The organism is Rhodococcus sp. NPDC058639, assembly GCF_042717545.1.
Taxonomy (GTDB): domain Bacteria; phylum Actinomycetota; class Actinomycetes; order Mycobacteriales; family Mycobacteriaceae; genus Rhodococcus.
The window spans coordinates 57,262-74,579 of sequence record NZ_JBHXRF010000008.1 but is presented as its reverse complement, the minus strand read 5'-3'; the positions used below and the strand labels follow the sequence as shown (position 1 = coordinate 74,579).

Annotated in this window: 15 protein-coding genes; 13 read left to right on the top strand and 2 right to left on the bottom strand. The window is 68.5% G+C overall.

Going from position 1 to position 17,318, the window contains the following annotated elements:
* The first annotated feature begins 133 nt into the window (after window positions 1-133).
* The 5 genes from ACFWU2_RS16790 (at window position 134) to ACFWU2_RS16770 (ending at window position 4,819) form a co-directional block, all read left to right on the top strand.
* Window positions 134-1,810, top strand: a complete 1,677-nt coding sequence (locus ACFWU2_RS16790; protein ID WP_378608714.1) for an FAD-dependent oxidoreductase — start codon at window positions 134-136, stop codon at window positions 1,808-1,810.
* A 153-nt stretch (window positions 1,811-1,963) separates the two neighbouring features.
* On the top strand, window positions 1,964-3,490 hold the full coding sequence (locus tag ACFWU2_RS16785) for a DHA2 family efflux MFS transporter permease subunit (protein ID WP_378608193.1): 1,527 nt from the start codon (window positions 1,964-1,966) through the stop codon (window positions 3,488-3,490).
* Window positions 3,491-3,620: 130 nt separating this feature from the next.
* Complete coding sequence (locus ACFWU2_RS16780; RefSeq protein WP_378608191.1) at window positions 3,621-4,076, top strand: Rieske (2Fe-2S) protein; 456 nt, start codon at window positions 3,621-3,623, stop codon at window positions 4,074-4,076.
* A 40-nt stretch (window positions 4,077-4,116) separates the two neighbouring features.
* The gene (locus ACFWU2_RS16775) at window positions 4,117-4,488 is read left to right on the top strand and encodes a YidH family protein (protein ID WP_378608189.1); all 372 of its coding nucleotides are present in this window, start codon (window positions 4,117-4,119) and stop codon (window positions 4,486-4,488) included.
* A gap of 7 nt (window positions 4,489-4,495) precedes the next feature.
* Entirely contained in the window at window positions 4,496-4,819 is a 324-nt protein-coding gene (locus ACFWU2_RS16770; protein WP_378608187.1) for a DUF202 domain-containing protein, read from the top strand.
* A gap of 64 nt (window positions 4,820-4,883) precedes the next feature.
* Here the strand turns inward: ACFWU2_RS16770 and ACFWU2_RS16765 are convergent, their stop codons facing one another.
* Entirely contained in the window at window positions 4,884-5,912 is a 1,029-nt protein-coding gene (locus ACFWU2_RS16765) for a YeiH family protein (protein ID WP_378608185.1), read from the bottom strand.
* 113 nt (window positions 5,913-6,025) lie between these two features.
* Here ACFWU2_RS16765 and ACFWU2_RS16760 point away from each other — a divergent pair, with 113 nt between their 5' ends.
* Window positions 6,026-6,916, top strand: coding sequence for a LysR family transcriptional regulator (locus ACFWU2_RS16760; protein WP_378608183.1), 891 nt, complete (start codon window positions 6,026-6,028; stop codon window positions 6,914-6,916).
* Window positions 6,917-6,923: 7 nt separating this feature from the next.
* Here the strand turns inward: ACFWU2_RS16760 and ACFWU2_RS16755 are convergent, their stop codons facing one another.
* On the bottom strand, window positions 6,924-7,817 hold the full coding sequence (locus ACFWU2_RS16755; RefSeq protein WP_378608711.1) for a DMT family transporter: 894 nt from the start codon (window positions 7,815-7,817) through the stop codon (window positions 6,924-6,926).
* 119 nt (window positions 7,818-7,936) lie between these two features.
* Between ACFWU2_RS16755 and ACFWU2_RS16750 the strand changes: the two genes are divergently transcribed.
* From ACFWU2_RS16750 to ACFWU2_RS16720, 7 genes are read left to right on the top strand one after another with little or no spacing between them, the layout of a single operon-like run.
* Complete coding sequence (locus ACFWU2_RS16750) at window positions 7,937-8,752, top strand: TIGR03084 family metal-binding protein (RefSeq protein WP_378608181.1); 816 nt, start codon at window positions 7,937-7,939, stop codon at window positions 8,750-8,752.
* A 5-nt stretch (window positions 8,753-8,757) separates the two neighbouring features.
* Complete coding sequence (locus ACFWU2_RS16745; RefSeq protein ID WP_378608708.1) at window positions 8,758-10,488, top strand: acyclic terpene utilization AtuA family protein; 1,731 nt, start codon at window positions 8,758-8,760, stop codon at window positions 10,486-10,488.
* Window positions 10,485-11,633 carry an acyl-CoA dehydrogenase family protein gene (locus ACFWU2_RS16740; protein WP_378608179.1) on the top strand — a complete coding sequence of 383 codons (1,149 nt, stop codon included), beginning with the start codon at window positions 10,485-10,487 and terminating at the stop codon, window positions 11,631-11,633. Before ACFWU2_RS16745 ends, ACFWU2_RS16740 begins: the two co-directional genes overlap by 4 nt.
* Window positions 11,630-13,228 carry an acyl-CoA carboxylase subunit beta gene (locus ACFWU2_RS16735; protein WP_378608177.1) on the top strand — a complete coding sequence of 533 codons (1,599 nt, stop codon included), beginning with the start codon at window positions 11,630-11,632 and terminating at the stop codon, window positions 13,226-13,228. The genes ACFWU2_RS16740 and ACFWU2_RS16735 overlap by 4 nt, the downstream gene beginning before the upstream one ends.
* A 7-nt stretch (window positions 13,229-13,235) precedes the next feature.
* Complete coding sequence (locus ACFWU2_RS16730; protein WP_378608174.1) at window positions 13,236-15,347, top strand: acetyl/propionyl/methylcrotonyl-CoA carboxylase subunit alpha; 2,112 nt, start codon at window positions 13,236-13,238, stop codon at window positions 15,345-15,347.
* The gene (locus ACFWU2_RS16725; protein WP_378608172.1) at window positions 15,344-16,504 is read left to right on the top strand and encodes an acyl-CoA dehydrogenase family protein; all 1,161 of its coding nucleotides are present in this window, start codon (window positions 15,344-15,346) and stop codon (window positions 16,502-16,504) included. Before ACFWU2_RS16730 ends, ACFWU2_RS16725 begins: the two co-directional genes overlap by 4 nt.
* A gap of 8 nt (window positions 16,505-16,512) precedes the next feature.
* Window positions 16,513-17,313, top strand: a complete 801-nt coding sequence (locus tag ACFWU2_RS16720; RefSeq protein WP_378608170.1) for an enoyl-CoA hydratase family protein — start codon at window positions 16,513-16,515, stop codon at window positions 17,311-17,313.
* Window positions 17,314-17,318: the final 5 nt, after the last annotated feature.

Genomic DNA, 17,318 nt, shown 5'->3' with positions numbered 1-17,318 from the left:
TCTCGCAGCTACCGGGCACGTGCGCAGCGCGTCTTGCGAACCGGGTGTGGCGGGGACTACAGTCGCATTAACTGTTACGCACTGTTACATGAACTCGGCGGTCGTGCCGCCCCGCCCTTCCGAGGACCCCGTCATGGCCTATGTGATCACTCAGACGTGCTGCAACGACGCGAGTTGTGTCGCGGTGTGCCCCGTGAACTGCATCCATCCCTCGCCCGACGAGCCGGGGTTCGCGACCGCGGAGATGCTCCACATCGACCCGCAGGTCTGCATCGACTGCGGTGCATGCGCCGATGCCTGCCCCGTCGAGGCGATCCTTCCGGAGGACAAACTCGACCCCTCGCAGGCGCGTTTCGCCGAGATCAACGCCGAGTACTACGTCGATCACCGGACGCCCGACGGTTGGCTTCCCCTCACTCCCACTCACGCCCCGCCCCGCGGACAGGGAACCCTCCGGGTCGCCGTCGTCGGCGCGGGTCCCGCGGCGTGTTACGCCACCCAGGCGCTGCTCGAGCGTTCCGACGTCGAAGTGGAGATGTTCGACCGCCTCCCCACGCCTTTCGGGCTGGTGCGTGCCGGTGTCGCGCCGGATCACCCGGGAACGAAGAGCGTGACCGACTCTTTCGAATGGTCGTTCCGGCGTGACGCATTCGCGCTCCACCTGAACACGGAGATCGGCCGCGACCTGACCCACGCCGAACTTCTCGACCACCATCACGCCGTCGTCTACGCGGTGGGCGCCTCCGCCGACCGGCGGCTCGGTATCCCGGGCGAGGACCTTCCGGGAAGTCACGCCGCCACCGAGTTCGTCGCCTGGTACAACGGGCACCCCGACTACGCCGACCGCACGTTCGACCTCTCCGGTGAACGCGCCGTGATCGTCGGGAACGGAAACGTCGCGCTCGATGTCGCCCGCATCCTCACGATGGACGTCGACGAACTCGCCCGCACCGATATCGCCGACCACGCGCTGGCGGCGTTGCGGAACAGCAATATCCGCGAGGTCGTGTTGCTGGGCCGGCGTGGTCCCGCCCAGGCGGCGTACAGCAACCCGGAGTTCGTCGCCCTCGGCGATCTGCGCGGCGTCGACGTCGTCATCGACAACGCAGACCTCGACCTCGATCCGGTGAGCGCCCGTGCGGCCGAAGAGGATCCGGCAACGGCCCTGAAGGTTCGCCTCGCACGCGAATACGCGCAACGACCGCTCCGCCCCGGCCACCGGCGCATCGTGTTCCGATTCTTTGCCGCTCCGCACGAACTTCTCGGTGACGAGCGTGTCACGGGTGTGCGGGTCGCCCGCACCGAACTCACCGGCACCGACGGTGCGGTCACGGTTCGCCCCACGGACGACGTCGACGACGTGGCCGCACCTCTGGTGCTCCGGTCGATCGGATATCGGGGTGTCGCGGTACCGGGTATCCCGTTCGACGAGGCGCGCGGCGTCGTGCCCCACTCGGAGGGGCGCGTCGACACCGGCATATACGTGGCAGGGTGGATCAAGCGGGGTCCGAGCGGAGTCATCGGCACCAACAAGGCCTGTGCACGCGAAACAGTGAACTCGCTGCTCGCCGATTTCGACGCCGGTGTCCTGCGGGAGCCGCGGGGTGACCGACGCGCGCTGCACAAGTTGCTCGCGCGGCGGCGGCCCGAGCGCGTCGACCTCGAGGGGTGGCGCGCGATCGACGCCGCCGAACGCAAGGCGGGCATCGCCCAGGGCCGTCCACGGGTGAAGATCACCGACCATGCGACGCTCGCCGAACTCGGGCGCCGGCGCCGGCGACTGCCGCTGATCGGGGCCGTCCGCCGGTAAATCGGTTGGGGCCGGGCGAACGGGGTCGTTAAGATCATCCGGCGTTTCGCAGTCGCCATCGATGCCGACGTCCGATCTGGTGACCGGATCTTCGCGCGACGCTCGTTTCCCTACCGCGTGGGTGCTCGCCTGCGCCGACCCTGGAGTAACCGCATGACTGCGCCGCCCGACAAATCCCCAGCCCAACCGAGTGACAAGCTCGATGCCGCGGTACTGAAGATCGCCTCGGTCGTCGTGCTCGGCGCCATCATGTCGATCCTCGACGTCACGGTGGTGTCGGTGGCACTGCCGACGTTTATGTCGGACTTCCAGGCGTCCTACGCGACCGTCGCGTGGACCATGACGGCCTACACCCTCGCCCTCGCCAGCGTGATCCCGCTGACCGGCTGGGCTGCGGACCGCTTCGGCACCAAGCGGCTGTATCTGACTGCCCTCGTATTGTTCGTCGCCGGTTCCGTGCTGTGCAGCGTCGCGTGGGACGTCACCTCACTGATCGCGTTCCGCGTCGTCCAGGGCTTCGGTGGCGGCATGCTGATGCCGCTCGGCATGACGATCATGACGCGGGCGGCCGGCCCGCACCGCGTGGGTCGCATCATGGCGGTGCTCGGTATCCCGATGCTGCTCGGCCCCATCGGCGGTCCGATCCTCGGCGGCTGGCTCATCGACGTCGCGACCTGGCACTGGATCTTCCTCATCAACCTGCCGATCGGGATCGTCGCGCTGATCGTCGCTGTCGTCGTACTGCCCAAGGACGCACCGAAGGCGTCGGAGGCGTTCGACTTCAAGGGGATGCTGCTGCTCTCGCCCGGCCTCGCGTTGTTCCTGTTCGGCGTCTCGTCGCTGCCGGAAACCGGCACCGTCGCGTCGGCCCGGGTCCTGGTCAGCGGCCTCGCGGGTCTCGCGCTCATCGCAGCGTTCGTCGCGCACGCGTTGCGCACCGACCATCCGCTGATCGACCTGACCCTGTTCCGCAACCGTCAGCTCACGTTCGCCGTCCTGACGATGTCGGTGTTCGCGATCGCGTTCTTCGGTGCCGGTCTGCTGTTCCCGAGCTACTTCCTCCAGGTGCGAGGCGAGAGCACGTTGGCGGCCGGACTCCTACTCGCGCCACAGGGAATCGGTGCGATGCTCACGATGCCGATCGCCGGACAGCTGGTCGACCGAATCGGGCCGGGAAAGATCGTGCTGACCGGCCTGGCTCTCATCGCCGCCGGGATGAGCGTGTTCACGCAGGTCGGCGCGGACACCGGTTACCCGCTGCTCCTCGGTGCCCTGTTCGTGATGGGCATGGGTATGGGCTGCACGATGATGCCCACCATGACCGCCGCGCTACAGACCCTCACCGACAACAGCATCGCGCGGGGCTCGACCCTGATGAACATCGTCCAGCAGGCCGCCGGGTCCATCGGTACCGCGGCGATGTCGGTGATCCTCACCAGCCGCGTGATCGCACCGCAGGGTGCGCCCGAGGGGTCGTCCGGTCAGCCGGACGCCGAGATGCTCGCCCAGCTTCCGCCCGAGATGCAGCAGTCGGTGCTGAGTTCACTCGCCGAGGCGTTCGCGTTCACCTTCCTCATCGCGACGATCATCATGATCTTCGCGCTGATCCCGGCGGCCTTCCTTCCCCGGAAACGTGCCGAGAAGGCAGAGGTCGCCGCGGCCCCGATCGTGATGCACTAGACGGGCATCCGGACGCCGTGGTGTAAGGAACAATCCCGTGCGCGGGGGCCGTGACCCAGGTCGCGGCCCCCGTTCGCGTTCCCCGATAGGCTCGGCCGGAGCAGAAACCGCGACCCGAACGGACATGTGCATGAGCTTCGATTCTTCCGACCGGACCTCCGTACCCCGGCGCACAGTGCTCGGCGGAGCCGGAGCGGCAGCGGCCGTCGCTGCGCTCGCAGCGTGCGGTGCGTCGACCGATACGGCGGGGGATCCTCCACAGGCACAGCCCCCGACGACGACGGCGCCGCCCGGACCAGACGCACAGGTGGTCGCGGCTGTGGCGGATGTACCGGTCGGAGGCGGAGTGCTCATCGAAGGCAAGCGCCTGGTCCTCACGCAGCCCGCCGAAGGCGACTTCTGCGCATTCCTCGCCTTGTGCACGCATCAGGGCTGCAACATCACCTCGGTCGAGGGCGACACCATCGTGTGCGCATGCCACGGCAGCAAGTTCGCTCTCGACGGCTCGGTGCTGCAGGGCCCCGCCAAGCGTCCCCTCAAGTCACAACCCGTCGAGGCACGCGGCACCGATCTAGTCGTCGGCTGACCAGGCCCGCCGGACCGGCCGGCGCGATAGTGTCCCATTCGTGGATCCGTCCGGAGAGCAGCGTTGGCGCCCGAAGCCACTGCGGGTCGGCACCGACCCCGACCCGCGATTCACCCTCGCCAACGAGCGCACCTTTCTCGCGTGGATCCGGACGGCGCTGGGCCTGATCGCCGCCGCGGTGGGGCTCGAGGCTTTTGCCGGTGACGTCATCGGCTCCGCCCTTCGCACCGCGTTCGCGTGTGCGCTGCTGGTCTGTTCCGTAATTCTCGTGGTCGTGGCGGTGGCCCGCTGGCTGAGCGTCGAGCACGCCATGCGCACGCAACGTCCGCTCCCGCTGCCGTGGGCGTCCTTCCTGCTCGCCGGTCTGCTCGCGACGTCGGGCATCGGGCTCGCCGTCGCGATCGCGGTGTGACCTGCGGATGAGGCACGACGATCCCGGACTCCAGCCCGAACGTACGAGCCTCGCCTGGATGCGCACCGGGGCCGCCCTCGGTGCCGTCGTGCTGCTCTTCATGCGGTTCGTTCCGGGGCCGGGTCCGGTCGTCGCGACCGTGGGACTGCTGTGCCTCGTGCCTTCCGTGGTCGTGTTGCTCTCCGCCCGGGTCGGTCACCGTGCCCGCGTGCGCGGATTCGTCGAGGGGGACGTGGGCCGTTTCTGGTGGCGCAACATCGCCGTCGCGGCGGCCGTCGTAGTGCTCGCGACAGCGACAGCCGTGTTCCTCGCTGTCGACGGACTCGCGTGAGGTGCGCGGATCCGGCCACCGCCTCCATCAACGCTCTGTCTCCGGCTTCGGCGAGTTTCCGCGCTCAGGCGATCACGAGGACGCCGGCCAGTGCGATCGCTGCGACCCACACCGTCGCTGCGGTGGCCAGCGCCAGCGGGCGCCATCCCAGTCCGCGAATGATGTCGCGCCGTACGTCCGTTCCCAGCGCGAACATCGCGATGGTGAGCAGCGCGACCTGAACCCAGTGAGCCACATCGAGTGCCTGCGGCCCGATCACACCGGTCGCGCGCACGGCGACGAGCACCAGAAATGCGACGAGAAACGCGGGTACGAGCGGAGGAGTGTGCCCGTCGCGCCGTGCATTCCCGCTGCGCCGTGCCACGGCGCCGATGGCAGCGACCACCGGGGCCAGCAACGCGACGCGCGCGAGTTTGACGGTGACCGCGACGGCGAGCGCACCGCCGGCGCCTGCCGCCGTGGCGTCGAGGGCGGTTCCCGCCGCCACCACCTGGGCAACCTCGTGCACCGCTGCGCCCGCCCACATGCCCGCTTCGGTCGAGTCGAGTCCCAGGGCGCCGGACAGGGCGGGGACGAGCGGGATCATTGCGGTACCGAACACCACGACGAGTGCGACGGTCGTGACGAGTTCTCGTTTCCGCGTGTCGATCACACCGTCGACCGCTGCGGCTGCGGCGGCACCGCAGATCGAGAATCCGCACGCGATGAGCATGCGCTCCGTCCATCCGACGCCGAGCCACTTTCCGAACAGCAGCGCACCGCCGATGCCTGCGGTGACCACCGCCGCCGCGACTCCCATCGCGCCCCAGCCGAGTCCGACGACATCCGATATCGACAGTTGCAGTCCGAGTAGCGCGACACCGATTCGGAGGAGGTGTTTCGACGCCAGCGTCAGTCCCGGTTCGAGCACTGCCAGACGCGGTCCCACGTTGGTGACGACGACTCCGAGCACGATCGCGATCAGCAGTGGGCTGGCGCCGGGAAACAGGCCGGCGGCGGCGAGCGCGACTGCTGCGCCTGCTGCTCCCGCGAGCAAGCCGGGAAGGGCAGGACGCATGCGCCGGAGCAGTGGCTCGGGGCGGAGTGGAGACATGACGGCGACCATGTCTCCAGCCTGTCGCGCCCGGCTCTGCTCGACTAGCCGTCAATTCGGTATGTGCTCATATCGAATAGATATGTCTTGCTCGGTAGGCATATCGTATCGGTATGGCGGACTGGCCCGATCTGGCGGCGCTCGACCTGCTCGTCGGCATCGACGACCACGGCGGTCTGGGCGCAGCAGCGCGGAAGGCAGGGATCGCCCAGCCGAACGCGACCCGCATGTTGAGACGACTCGAGAAGCAACTCGGCGCGGTGCTCGTCCGCCGGGGCCGCACGGGGTCGGCGCTCACCCCGGAGGGCACCGTCGTCGCGCACTGGGCCCGGGAGGTCCTCGCCGACACCGCTCGCATGCTCGACGCCGCAGCGTCGCTGCGGGTCGACCATCCTCCCGAGCTCGTGGTCGCAGCATCCATGACGGTGGCCGAACACCTCATCCCACGGTGGCTCGGAGAGTTCCGGGCGGTCCGCAGCGACGTGCAGATCCAGTTGCAGGTACACAATTCGGTGCAGGTGTGTGACGCCGCTGCCGCGGGTGAGTGCGACGTGGGCTTCGTCGAGGGGCCGTCGGTGCCGCACGGGCTCTACAGCGTGCCGGTGGCGCGGGACCGGCTGGTAGTGGTCGTGCCGCCGGACCATCCGTGGGCGCGCATGCGCCCGCTGACCGTGGCGGAACTGGCGTCCACTCCGTTGGTAGTCCGCGAGGTGGGGTCGGGTACCCGCCGAACCCTCGACCTCGCACTGGAGGAGTACGACCGTCCCGCGCCGCTGCTCGAACTCGGGAGCAGTGCGGCGGTCCGGACGAGCGTGCTCGGCGGGGCGGGTCCTGCGGTTCTCAGTACGCTCGCGGTGGCCGAGTACCTCGAATCCGGCAAGTTGCGCGCGGTGGATGTGGAGGGACTCGACCTTTCCCGGGTTCTGCGGGCGGTATGGCGCCCGCCGCGCGCTCTTGCCGGACCTGCCGGTGAACTCGTCCGGATGATCACCCGGTCGCGTTGACGCGGAACTAGGCGACGGGCGCCCGCGGGCGGGAATTGCGCAGAGCCCCGATCCCGGCCGCGACGACGAGTGCGATACCGATGGCGGAGAGAGTGTCGACGAACTGGCCGAGCACGAGCACGCCGGCGAGGGCCGCCGCGGCGGGTTCGAGAGCGATCAAAATGGCGAAGACGTTCTTGGACAGATCACGAAGGGCGCGGATCTCGAGGCTGTACGGGATTACCGACGACAGCAACGCCACGGCGAAGCCCGCTGCGAGAAACGTGGGGGAGAGCATCTCGGTTCCGGCGGAGACGATGCCGAACGGCAGCACCGCCACGGCGGCGATCGCGGTGGCGCCCGCCAGCCCCGCGGTACCGGAGAGAGCCGAGCCCGGAAGTCTGGTCGCAACATGTGATCCCGCCACGATGTACCCCGCCCACCCCGCCGCCGCGACGAGCGCCAGTGCGACGCCCAGCGGGTCGAGGCCCGCGGTGAGGCCGTCCCCGTGGCCCGCGCCGAGGCACACGATCCCGCCGAGTGCGAGGAGGACCCACACGCCGTCCCGGGTCCGCCGTGACAACACGGCTGCCAGGGTGAGGGGCCCGAGGAACTCGATCGTGACGGTGGTGGCGAGGGGGAGTCGCGTGAGGGCGGCGTAGAAGAACGAGTTCATCAGCGCGAGGCTCGCGCCGAGTGCGAGGACTGCCTGCCACTCGATGCGCGACCACCGGTGGACCGGGGGGCGCGCGATCGCACACAACACCAGGGCGGCAAAGAGCAGTCGTACGGTCACCGTGCCCGCCGCGCCCGCCTGATCGAACAGGGTCGTCGCAAAAGCGGCTCCGAACTGCATCGACAGCACGGCCCCCAGTACCGCCACGACGGGCAGTGCAGTGCCCCCGTGATCCTTGTCGGCCATCCGTCCTCCGCTGTTGGTGTTGTCGATGCGCCCAGTCTCGCCGACCATACGGCGACCCGCGCGACGGAAAACAATCACGGCTGCTTGATTCCTGCACGCGTACGTGTGACCCTTGTCGCATGGTGGAGTTGCACAATCGCGCTGCGGATCTGCAGACCTTGCTCGACGACCTCCGGGCCGAGGGAGACGCCCTCGACGATCTCGTCGCGGCCCTGCCCGCACACCGGTGGGCCGTCTCGACGCCCGCGGAGGGCTGGACCATCGCGCACCAGATCGGCCATCTGCTGTGGACCGATCGTGCTGCGCTCACGGCCATTCGTGATCCCGAGGCGTTTCGGGCCGGGGTCCTCGAGGCATTCGCCGACCCGCTCGGCTTCGTCGACGCCGGTGCCGCGGAACTGGCGCAGTTGCCGGCGGCGGACCTGCTCGCCGACTGGCGCGCGGCACGGCAGCAACTCGCGCTCGCCCTCGCCGAGGTTCCGCAGGGTACGAAGATCATCTGGTACGGACCGCCCATGTCCGCAGCGTCCATGGCGACGGCGCGACTGATGGAGACCTGGGCACACGGCGGCGACGTCGCCGACGCTCTCGAAGTCGTGCGGGCACCCACGGCCCGGCTGCGCCACATCGCCCACCTCGGCGTGCGTACCCGCGACTTCGCGTACATCATCCGTGACGCCACGCCACCGGCCGAACCGTTCCGCGTCGCGCTCACAGCGCCCGACGGCAGCGAATGGACCTGGGGCCCCGAGGATGCGCAGCAGTCCGTCACCGGACCCGCCCTCGACTTCTGCTCGCTCGTCACCCAACGAGTCCACCGCGACGACACCGCGCTCGTCGCGACCGGTGCCGACGCCGACGAGTGGCTCGGCTTCGCGCAGGCGTTCGCCGGCCCGCCCGGGCCGGGTCGCGCTCCCGGCGAGGCGGTTCCGTGATCTCCGTGCCGGTGCGAGACGGCAACCGCGCCGTGCGCATCGGCAACTGCTCGGGTTTCTACGGTGACCGTGTCTCCGCGATGCGCGAGATGCTCGAAGGCGGCGAGCTCGACTACCTCACCGGCGACTACCTCGCCGAGCTCACCATGCTCATCCTCGGGCGCGACCGGATGAAGAACCCTGATCTCGGCTACGCGAAGACCTTCGTACGACAACTCGAGGACTGCATGGGCCTCGCGCTCGACAAAGGGGTCCGGATCGTCGCGAACGCCGGCGGTCTCAATCCGGCCGGACTCGCGACCCGGTTGCGCGGCATCGCTGAACGGCTCGGCCTGGACGTCACGGTGGCTCACGTCGAGGGCGACGATCTGCTTCCGCGGATCGGGGAGCTGGGTCTCGGCGGCACGCCCGCGCCGTTGACCGCCAACGCATATCTCGGCGCGTGGGGAATCGTGGAGTGCCTTCGTTCGGGTGCCGACATCGTCGTCACCGGACGGGTGACCGACGCGTCCGTCACCGTCGGCCCTGCCGCAGCCCACTTCGGCTGGGGACCGGACGATCTCGACGCGCTCGCGGGTGCGGTTGCCGCAGGACACGTCCTCGAATGCGGCACCCAGGCGACCGGCGGCAACTACGCATTCTTCACCGAACTCGGCAACATCGACCGGCCCGGTTTCCCGATCGCCGAGATCGAAGCCGACGGTTCGTCGACCATCACGAAGCATCCGGGGACCGGTGGCGCGGTCACCGTGGGCACCGTGACGGCGCAACTGCTCTACGAGATCGGTGGCGCCCGGTACGCCGGTCCCGATGTGACCACCCGCCTCGACACCGCGATCCTCGAAGACGGCGGGACCGACCGGGTGCGTATCTCCGGCGTACGCGGCGAGGCGCCGCCGCCCACGCTCAAGGTCTGTCTCAACGCGCTCGCCGGCTTCCGCAACACCGTGGAGTTCGTGCTCACCGGACTCGACATCGACGCGAAGGCCGCGCTCGTGCGCCGGCAGATCGAGGCGAACCTTCCGGCGCGCCCGGCCGAACTCGAATGGACTCTCGCCCGCACCGACCACCCCGACGCCGCGACCGAGGAAACCGCGAGCGCGGTGCTCCGGTGCGTCGTCCGCGATCCGGACCCAGACGTCGTCGGCCGTGGATTCACGTCCACAGCAGTAGAATTCGGTCTTGCGAGTTATCCCGGATTCCATGTGACCGCACCACCTGGATCGGGTAGCGCCTTCGGTGTCTACACCGCAGGTCTGGTCGCCGCCGCGCAGGTGCCGCACACCGCAGTACTGGCGGACGGGACCGGCGTCGACATCTCCCCGAGCACCGCCACCCGGACGCTCGAGCCCGTTCCCGAACCGGCGCTGCCCGAGCCTCTTCCGCCCGGCCCGACGCGCCGCGCCGCGCTGGGCACCGTTCTGGGCGCGCGCAGCGGAGACAAGGGCGGTGACGCCAACATAGGGGTCTGGGCACGGAGCGACGGCGCCTATCGCTGGCTCGTCCACACCCTCACCGTCGACGCGCTCACCTCCCTGCTTCCCGAGACGGCGGCGCACGATGTCACCCGACACGTGCTGCCGAATCTCCGGGCGGTGAACTTCGTCGTCGAGGGAATCCTCGGACGCGGCGTCGCCTCCCAGGCCCGATTCGATCCCCAGGCCAAAGGACTCGCCGAATGGCTGCGCTCCCGGTACCTGGACATCCCACTCACTCTTCTGGAGGACATGGCGTGAGCATCTGGACAACCGACGAGCGCACGTCGCTGCGCGACACCGTGACCGGTTTCGTGCGCCGCGAGATCCTGCCGAATCTCGACGGCTGGGAACGCGACGGCGAACTCCCGCGCGACCTCCACAAGAAGGCGGCCGACGTCGGTCTGCTCGGTATCGGCTTCCCGGAATCCGTCGGCGGGTCCGGTGGTGACGGTGCCGATGTGGTGACCGTGTGCGAAGCGTTCCACGAGGCCGGCGCATCCGGTGGCGCGTTCTCGTCCTTGTTCACGTGCGGAATCGCACTGCCGCACCTGATCGCTGCCGGAGATCCGGAGCAGATCGACCGGTGGGTGCGCCCCACCCTCGCGGGCGAGATGATCGGTTCTCTCGCGATCACCGAACCGGGAGGTGGGTCGGACGTCGGGCACCTCACCACCGCCGCGGTGCGCGACGGCGACCATTTCGTGGTCAACGGAGCGAAGACCTACATCACGTCCGGGTGCCGCGCAGACTTCGTCGTCACCGCCGTCCGCACAGGCGGTCCCGGTGCCGGCGGAGTGTCGCTCCTGGTGATCGAGAAGGGCACCCCGGGGTTCACCGTCTCCCGCAAACTCGACAAGATGGGCTGGCGCGCCTCCGACACCGCCGAACTGTCCTTCGTCGACGCCCGGGTTCCGGTGACCAACCTCGTCGGCGCCGAGAACTCCGGATTCATGCAGATCGCACAGGCTTTCGTGTCCGAACGCATCGGCCTGGCGGTGCAGGCGTACGCGAGCGCGCAGCGCTGCCTCGACCTGACCGTCGCGTGGTGCCGTGACCGGGAGACCTTCGGCCGCGCGCTCATCACGCGTCAAGCCGTGCAGCGCACCCTGGCCGAGATGACCCGCCGGATCGACGTCGCGCGGGTGTACTCGCGGCACGTCGTCGAACGGTCGGTGGCGGGCGACACCGATCTCATCGCCGAGGTGTGTTTCGCCAAGAACACCGCGGTCGAGGCGGGGGAGTGGGTCGCACACCAGGCTGTGCAACTGTTCGGCGGCCTCGGATACATGGCCGAATCGGAGGTCGAGCGCCAGTACCGCGACATGCGCATCCTCGGAATCGGGGGAGGCACCACCGAAATTCTCACCGAACTCGCCGCGAAGCGTCTGGGGTACGGCGCGTGAGCATCCTGAAGTCGACTCTCGACGTGGCGTCGTCGCAGTACGGCGCGGCGGCGGAGGCGATGCGCAACAAACTCGCCGAACTCGACGCCGAGCACACCAAGGCACTCGGCGGGGGCGGGGAGAAGTACGTGCGCCGCCACCACGAGCGCGGCAAACTGCTGCCGCGTGAGCGCATCGAACTGCTGATCGACCCCGACTCGCCCTTCCTCGAGCTCTCGCCGCTCGCTGCCTGGGGCACCGAGTTCCCCGTCGGCGCCAGTACGGTGACCGGCATCGGTGTCGTCCACGGCGTGCAGTGCGTGATCGTGGCGAACGACCCCACCGTCCGCGGCGGCACGAGCAATCCCTGGACGCTGCGGAAAACTCTGCGCGCCAACGATATCGCGCTCCAGAATCGGCTTCCCATGATCAACCTCGTCGAGTCGGGAGGTGCGGACCTGCCGACGCAGAAGGACGTGTTCATCCCCGGCGGGCGGTTGTTCCGCGACCTCACACGACTGTCCGCGGCGGGCATCCCCACCATCGCGCTGGTATTCGGCAACTCCACCGCCGGGGGCGCGTATGTGCCGGGCATGTCCGACCACGTCGTGATGATCAAGGAACGATCCAAGGTCTTCCTCGCCGGACCCCCACTGGTGAAGATGGCCACCGGCGAGGAATCCGACGACGAGACACTGGGTGGCGCCGAGATGCATGCCCGCGTCAGCGGCCTGGCCGACTACCTGGCGGTCGACGAGGAAGACGCCCTCCGACTGGGCCGGGACATCGTCCGGCGGCTCGAGTGGGTGCGACTCGGACCGGACGCGAAACCTGATGTGAGTGAACCTCGCTACGGGCCGGAGGACCTGATCGGCATCGTTCCCGACGATCTCCGGATACCGTTCGATCCCCGCGAGGTGATCGCTCGTGTGGTCGACGATTCCGACTTCGACGAGTTCAAACCGCTCTACGGATCCTCACTCGTCACGGGGTGGGCCCAGATACACGGGTATCCCGTGGGCATACTCGCCAACGCGCGGGGCGTGCTGTTCAACGAGGAATCTCAGAAGGCCGCGCAGTTCATCCAGCTCGCAAATCGATCGAACACGCCGTTGTTGTTCCTGCACAACACGACCGGATACATGGTGGGTCGCGAGTACGAGGAACGCGGCATGATCAAGCACGGCTCGATGATGATCAACGCCGTATCGAATTCTCGCGTCCCCCACATCTCTGTTCTCCTCGGTGCCTCGTACGGTGCCGGGCACTACGGGATGTGTGGCCGCGCATTCGATCCGCGCTTCTTGTTCGCCTGGCCCGGTGCGAAATCCGCGGTGATGGGCGGTGCCCAGCTCGCGGGAGTCATCTCGATCGTCGGGCGTGCTGCGGCGCAGGCGCGCGGCCAAGCGGTCGACGAGGCCGCGGACGAGGCGATGCGTGCCGCCGTGGAGAACCAGATCGAGGCCGAGTCGATGCCGATGTTCCTCTCCGGCAGGCTCTACGACGACGGCGTCATAGACCCGCGTGACACTCGCGACGTGGTCGGATTCTGCCTGTCCGCCGCCGCATCGGGACCGATCGAGGGCGCCGGTGACTTCGGCGTCTTCCGGATGTGAGGACACCGTGACCGACAGCGCCAGCACCGCCGTGACGACCGTATTGGTCGCCAACCGCGGAGAGATCGCCCGAAGAGTGTTCGCGACGTGCCGTCGTGCCGGACTCGGCACGGTGGCGGTCTATTCCGACGCCGACGCACACAGCCCCCACGTTCGCGAAGCCGACGTCGCGGTCCGGTTGCCCGGCGTGAGCCCGTCCGACACCTACCTGCGCGGTGACACGATCGTCGCCGCTGCGCTCGCCGCAGGCGCAGATGCTGTGCATCCCGGGTACGGGTTCCTTTCCGAGAACGCCGAGTTCGCGAGGCAGGTGATCGAGGCGGGTCTCACCTGGATCGGTCCGTCGCCCGACTCGATCGCCCGGATGGGTTCGAAGATCGAGGCGAAGAAGATCATGGCCGCCGCCGGCGTGCCGGTGCTTCCCGAACTCGAGCCCGACGCGGTCACCGCCGACGATCTGCCGGTGCTCGTGAAAGCCTCGTCGGGAGGCGGCGGACGGGGCATGCGTGTCGTGCGTACGCTCGACGAACTGCCCGCCCAACTCGCCGCAGCGAGTCGCGAGGCGGGCGCGGCCTTCGGTGATCCCACAGTGTTCTGCGAACGGTATCTGGAACACGGCCGGCACATCGAAGTGCAGATTCTCGCCGACCGGCACGGCACCGTATGGACGCTCGGCGAACGCGAATGCTCGGTGCAGCGACGTCATCAGAAGGTCGTCGAAGAGGCACCGTCACCGCTGGTCGAGGCGACCGAAGGCATGCGCGACGCACTGTTCGACGCAGCCCGGCGTGCGGCTACGGCGATCGGGTACGAAGGTGCCGGAACCGTCGAATTCCTTGCGTCCGGTCCCGCACAGGGATCCGCACCGGGACAGTTCTACTTCCTCGAGATGAACACTCGCCTGCAAGTCGAACATCCGGTCACCGAATGCACGACCGGTGTGGATCTGGTGGGGCTGCAGATCGATGTCGCATCCGGCGGGGAACTCGCACCCGAACCTCCTCTGCCGTCGGGTCATTCGATCGAGGTCCGTCTCTACGCGGAGGACCCCGCCCACGACTGGCAACCCCAGTCCGGCGTGCTGCACCGGTTCGCCGTGCCGGCCGCGACCGAGGAGTTCGCACCGCTGCGTACGCCGGGGATTCGGGTCGATGCGGGCGTGGTCGACGGCTCGGACATCGGAGTGCACTACGACCCGATGCTCGCGAAAGTGATCTCCTGGGCACCGACGCGGCCTGCCGCGGCGCGCATGCTCGCGCGCGCCGTGGCCGGCGCGCGGCTGCACGGTCCGAGGACCAACCGGGATCTCCTCGTGCGCGTGCTCAGGCACCCCGCATTCCTTGCCGGAGACACCGACACCGCATTCTTCGACACCCACGATCTGGCGGCACTCGCGGCGCCCCTGGCCGATGCCGGGTCGGAACGGGTCGGGGCCCTCGTCGCCGCGCTCGCCGATGCAGCGGCCAATCGCGAATCCGCGACCGTAGCAAGGACATTGCCGGGCGGATGGCGTAATCTCCCGTCGTCGTTCCAGGTGAAGACGTACGCGGGTGACCGGGACGAGCACGAGATCCGCTACCGGTTCGGCCGCGACGGACTTGTGACCGACGCCGTCGACGGGGTCCGGGTTCTCACCCACGACCCGCACCACGTGGTCCTCGACATCGACGGACTCCGTCGCGAGTTCGAGGTCGCGCGGTACGGCGACGTCGTGCACATCGATTCGTCGCTGGGTCCGGTGTGCCTGCGTGCGGTTCCGCGATTCACCGACGCTGCGGCGGTGGTGCCGACCGGATCGTTGCTGGCACCGATGCCCGGCTCGGTGATACGACTCGGCGCTGCCGTGGGCGACACCGTCACCGCAGGACAGCCGGTGCTGTGGCTCGAAGCCATGAAGATGGAACACACCGTCACCGCCCCCGTCGCGGGAACCCTCACCGTCCTGGACGTCGAAGTCGGCACCCAGGTGGCGATGGGATCCGTCCTCGCCGTCCTCGCCGTCGTCGCGACCGGCGACGCACCCGCGCGACCCTCCACAGACCCGTCCGAAATATTCACAGAACCAGCCATGTCCACAGCCCCATCCGAACACCCTCGTACCCCCGGAGAGATCTCATGAGCGTCATCGAAACCGAAGAACAGAAGGAACTGCGCGCCTCCGTCGCCGCACTCGCCGAGCGTTACAACTACGTCGACTACGTGCTGCCCAAGTCGCGCCGGCACGAGCCGCTCACCGAACTGTGGAACGAAGCAGCCAAGCTCGGGTTCCTCGGCGTCAACCTTCCCGAGGAATACGGCGGCGGCGGTGCCGGGATCTACGAATTGGCGCTCGTGCAGGAAGAGCTGTCGGCCAAGGGTGCCGGTCTGTTGCTGGTCGTGGTCTCGCCCGCGATCTGCGGCACGATCATCTCCAAGTACGGCACCGACGACCAGAAGCAGGAGTGGCTGCCGGGTCTCGCCGACGGCTCGAAGATCATGGCATTCGGTATCACCGAAGCCGATGCCGGATCGAACTCGCACAAGATCACCACGGTCGCGGCGCGCGACGGGGACGATTGGACCCTCTCGGGCAGCAAGGTCTACATCTCGGGCGTCGACCAGGCCGACGCGGTGCTGGTTGTCGCCCGCACCGAGGACGCCAAGACCGGCAAGCTGCGCCCCGCACTGTTCATCGTGCCGACCGATTCGCCGGGGTTCGTCAAGACCCCGATGGAGATGGACATCATCGAACCGGACTACCAGTTCAGTCTGTTCTTCGACCAGGTGCGGCTGCCGTCGACCGCGCTGGTCGGCGAACCGGAAGCGGCACTGATGCAGTTGTTCGCGGGCCTGAACCCCGAACGCATCATGGGTGCGGCGATGGCTGTGGGAATGGGCCGCTTCGCGATCGACTCGGCGGTGCGGTACGCGAAGGAACGCACCGTCTGGAAGGCTCCGATCGGTGCGCACCAGGGCATCGCGCATCCGTTGGCGCAGCGCAAGATCGAGATCGAACTCGCCAAACTGATGATGCAGAAGGCCGCCGTGCTCTACGACAACGGCGACGATTTCGGTGCTGCCGAAGCCGCGAACATGGCCAAGTACGCCGCTGCGGAAGCGGCGATCGGGTCGCTCGACCAGGCGATCCAGACGCACGGTGGTGCCGGCTTGACCCGCGAGTACGGACTGTCCGCCATGCTCGGGGCAGCACGCATCGCGCGGATCGCGCCCGTGAGCCGAGAGATGATCCTCAACTTCGTGTCCCAGCACTCGCTCGGGCTGCCGCGGTCGTACTAGGAGGCGAGATGCCGGACCCCGATATCGCCGGGCACGCGTCGGCCCCGGTCGTGCGGTACTCGGTGGCGGAGGGCGCAGCGACACTCACGCTCGATTCGCCGCACAACCGCAACGCGATCTCGTCCGCGATGGTGCACCAGCTACGCGCGGGCCTCGATGCGGCCGCGCGTGACACCGACGTGCGCGTGGTGGTTCTCAACCATGCGGGTGGAACCTTTTGTGCCGGTGCCGATCTCGGTGAGTCCTCCGAGAGTCCGGACGAGGCGGCCGCGCAGCGGACCCACGACATGGTGGGTCTGCTGCGCGGCATCCTCGAACTGCCCAAGCCGGTGATCGGTGTGATCGACGGCCATGTCCGTGCCGGAGGAATGGGTCTCGTTGCGGCGTGCGACATCGTCGTCGCGGGGTCCCGCGCGACGTTCGCGCTGACCGAGGCCCGGCTCGGCCTCGCGGCGTCGATCATCTCGCTCACGGTTCTGCCGAGGATGGCGCCGCGCGCAGCGGGCCGCTACTTCCTCACCGGAGAACGCTTCGGGCCGGAGGATGCGGCGGCACACGGACTCGTCACGCTCGTGTCCGAGGATCCGGCAGCGCGCGCAGCACGTGTGATCGCGGATCTGCGGGAGTGCTCCCCGCAGGGTCTCGCGGAGTCGAAGCATCTGCTCACCATGCGGATGCTCGACGATTTCGATCGCTACGCCGAGGGACTGGCCGCGCAGTCCGCGCGATTGTTCGGCTCGGCCGAAGCGGTGGAGGGTGTCACCGCCTTTCTGCAGAAACGGCCCCCGTCGTGGTCCCCGGGACGGTGAGGGAG

Bases quoted from the DNA above. Each gene is read 5' to 3' on its own strand.
- ACFWU2_RS16760 (WP_378608183.1), top strand. From the start codon at position 6,026: ATGGCGGACTGGCCCGATCTGGCGGCGCTCGACCTGCTCGTCGGCATC.
- ACFWU2_RS16780 (WP_378608191.1), top strand. From the start codon at position 3,621: ATGAGCTTCGATTCTTCCGACCGGACCTCCGTACCCCGGCGCACAGTG.
- ACFWU2_RS16725 (WP_378608172.1), top strand. From the start codon at position 15,344: ATGAGCGTCATCGAAACCGAAGAACAGAAGGAACTGCGCGCCTCCGTC.
- ACFWU2_RS16770 (WP_378608187.1), top strand. From the start codon at position 4,496: ATGAGGCACGACGATCCCGGACTCCAGCCCGAACGTACGAGCCTCGCC.
- ACFWU2_RS16750 (WP_378608181.1), top strand. From the start codon at position 7,937: ATGGTGGAGTTGCACAATCGCGCTGCGGATCTGCAGACCTTGCTCGAC.
- ACFWU2_RS16790 (WP_378608714.1), top strand. From the start codon at position 134: ATGGCCTATGTGATCACTCAGACGTGCTGCAACGACGCGAGTTGTGTC.
- ACFWU2_RS16785 (WP_378608193.1), top strand. From the start codon at position 1,964: ATGACTGCGCCGCCCGACAAATCCCCAGCCCAACCGAGTGACAAGCTC.
- ACFWU2_RS16765 (WP_378608185.1), bottom strand. From the start codon at position 5,912: ATGTCTCCACTCCGCCCCGAGCCACTGCTCCGGCGCATGCGTCCTGCC.
- ACFWU2_RS16720 (WP_378608170.1), top strand. From the start codon at position 16,513: ATGCCGGACCCCGATATCGCCGGGCACGCGTCGGCCCCGGTCGTGCGG.
- ACFWU2_RS16755 (WP_378608711.1), bottom strand. From the start codon at position 7,817: ATGGCCGACAAGGATCACGGGGGCACTGCACTGCCCGTCGTGGCGGTA.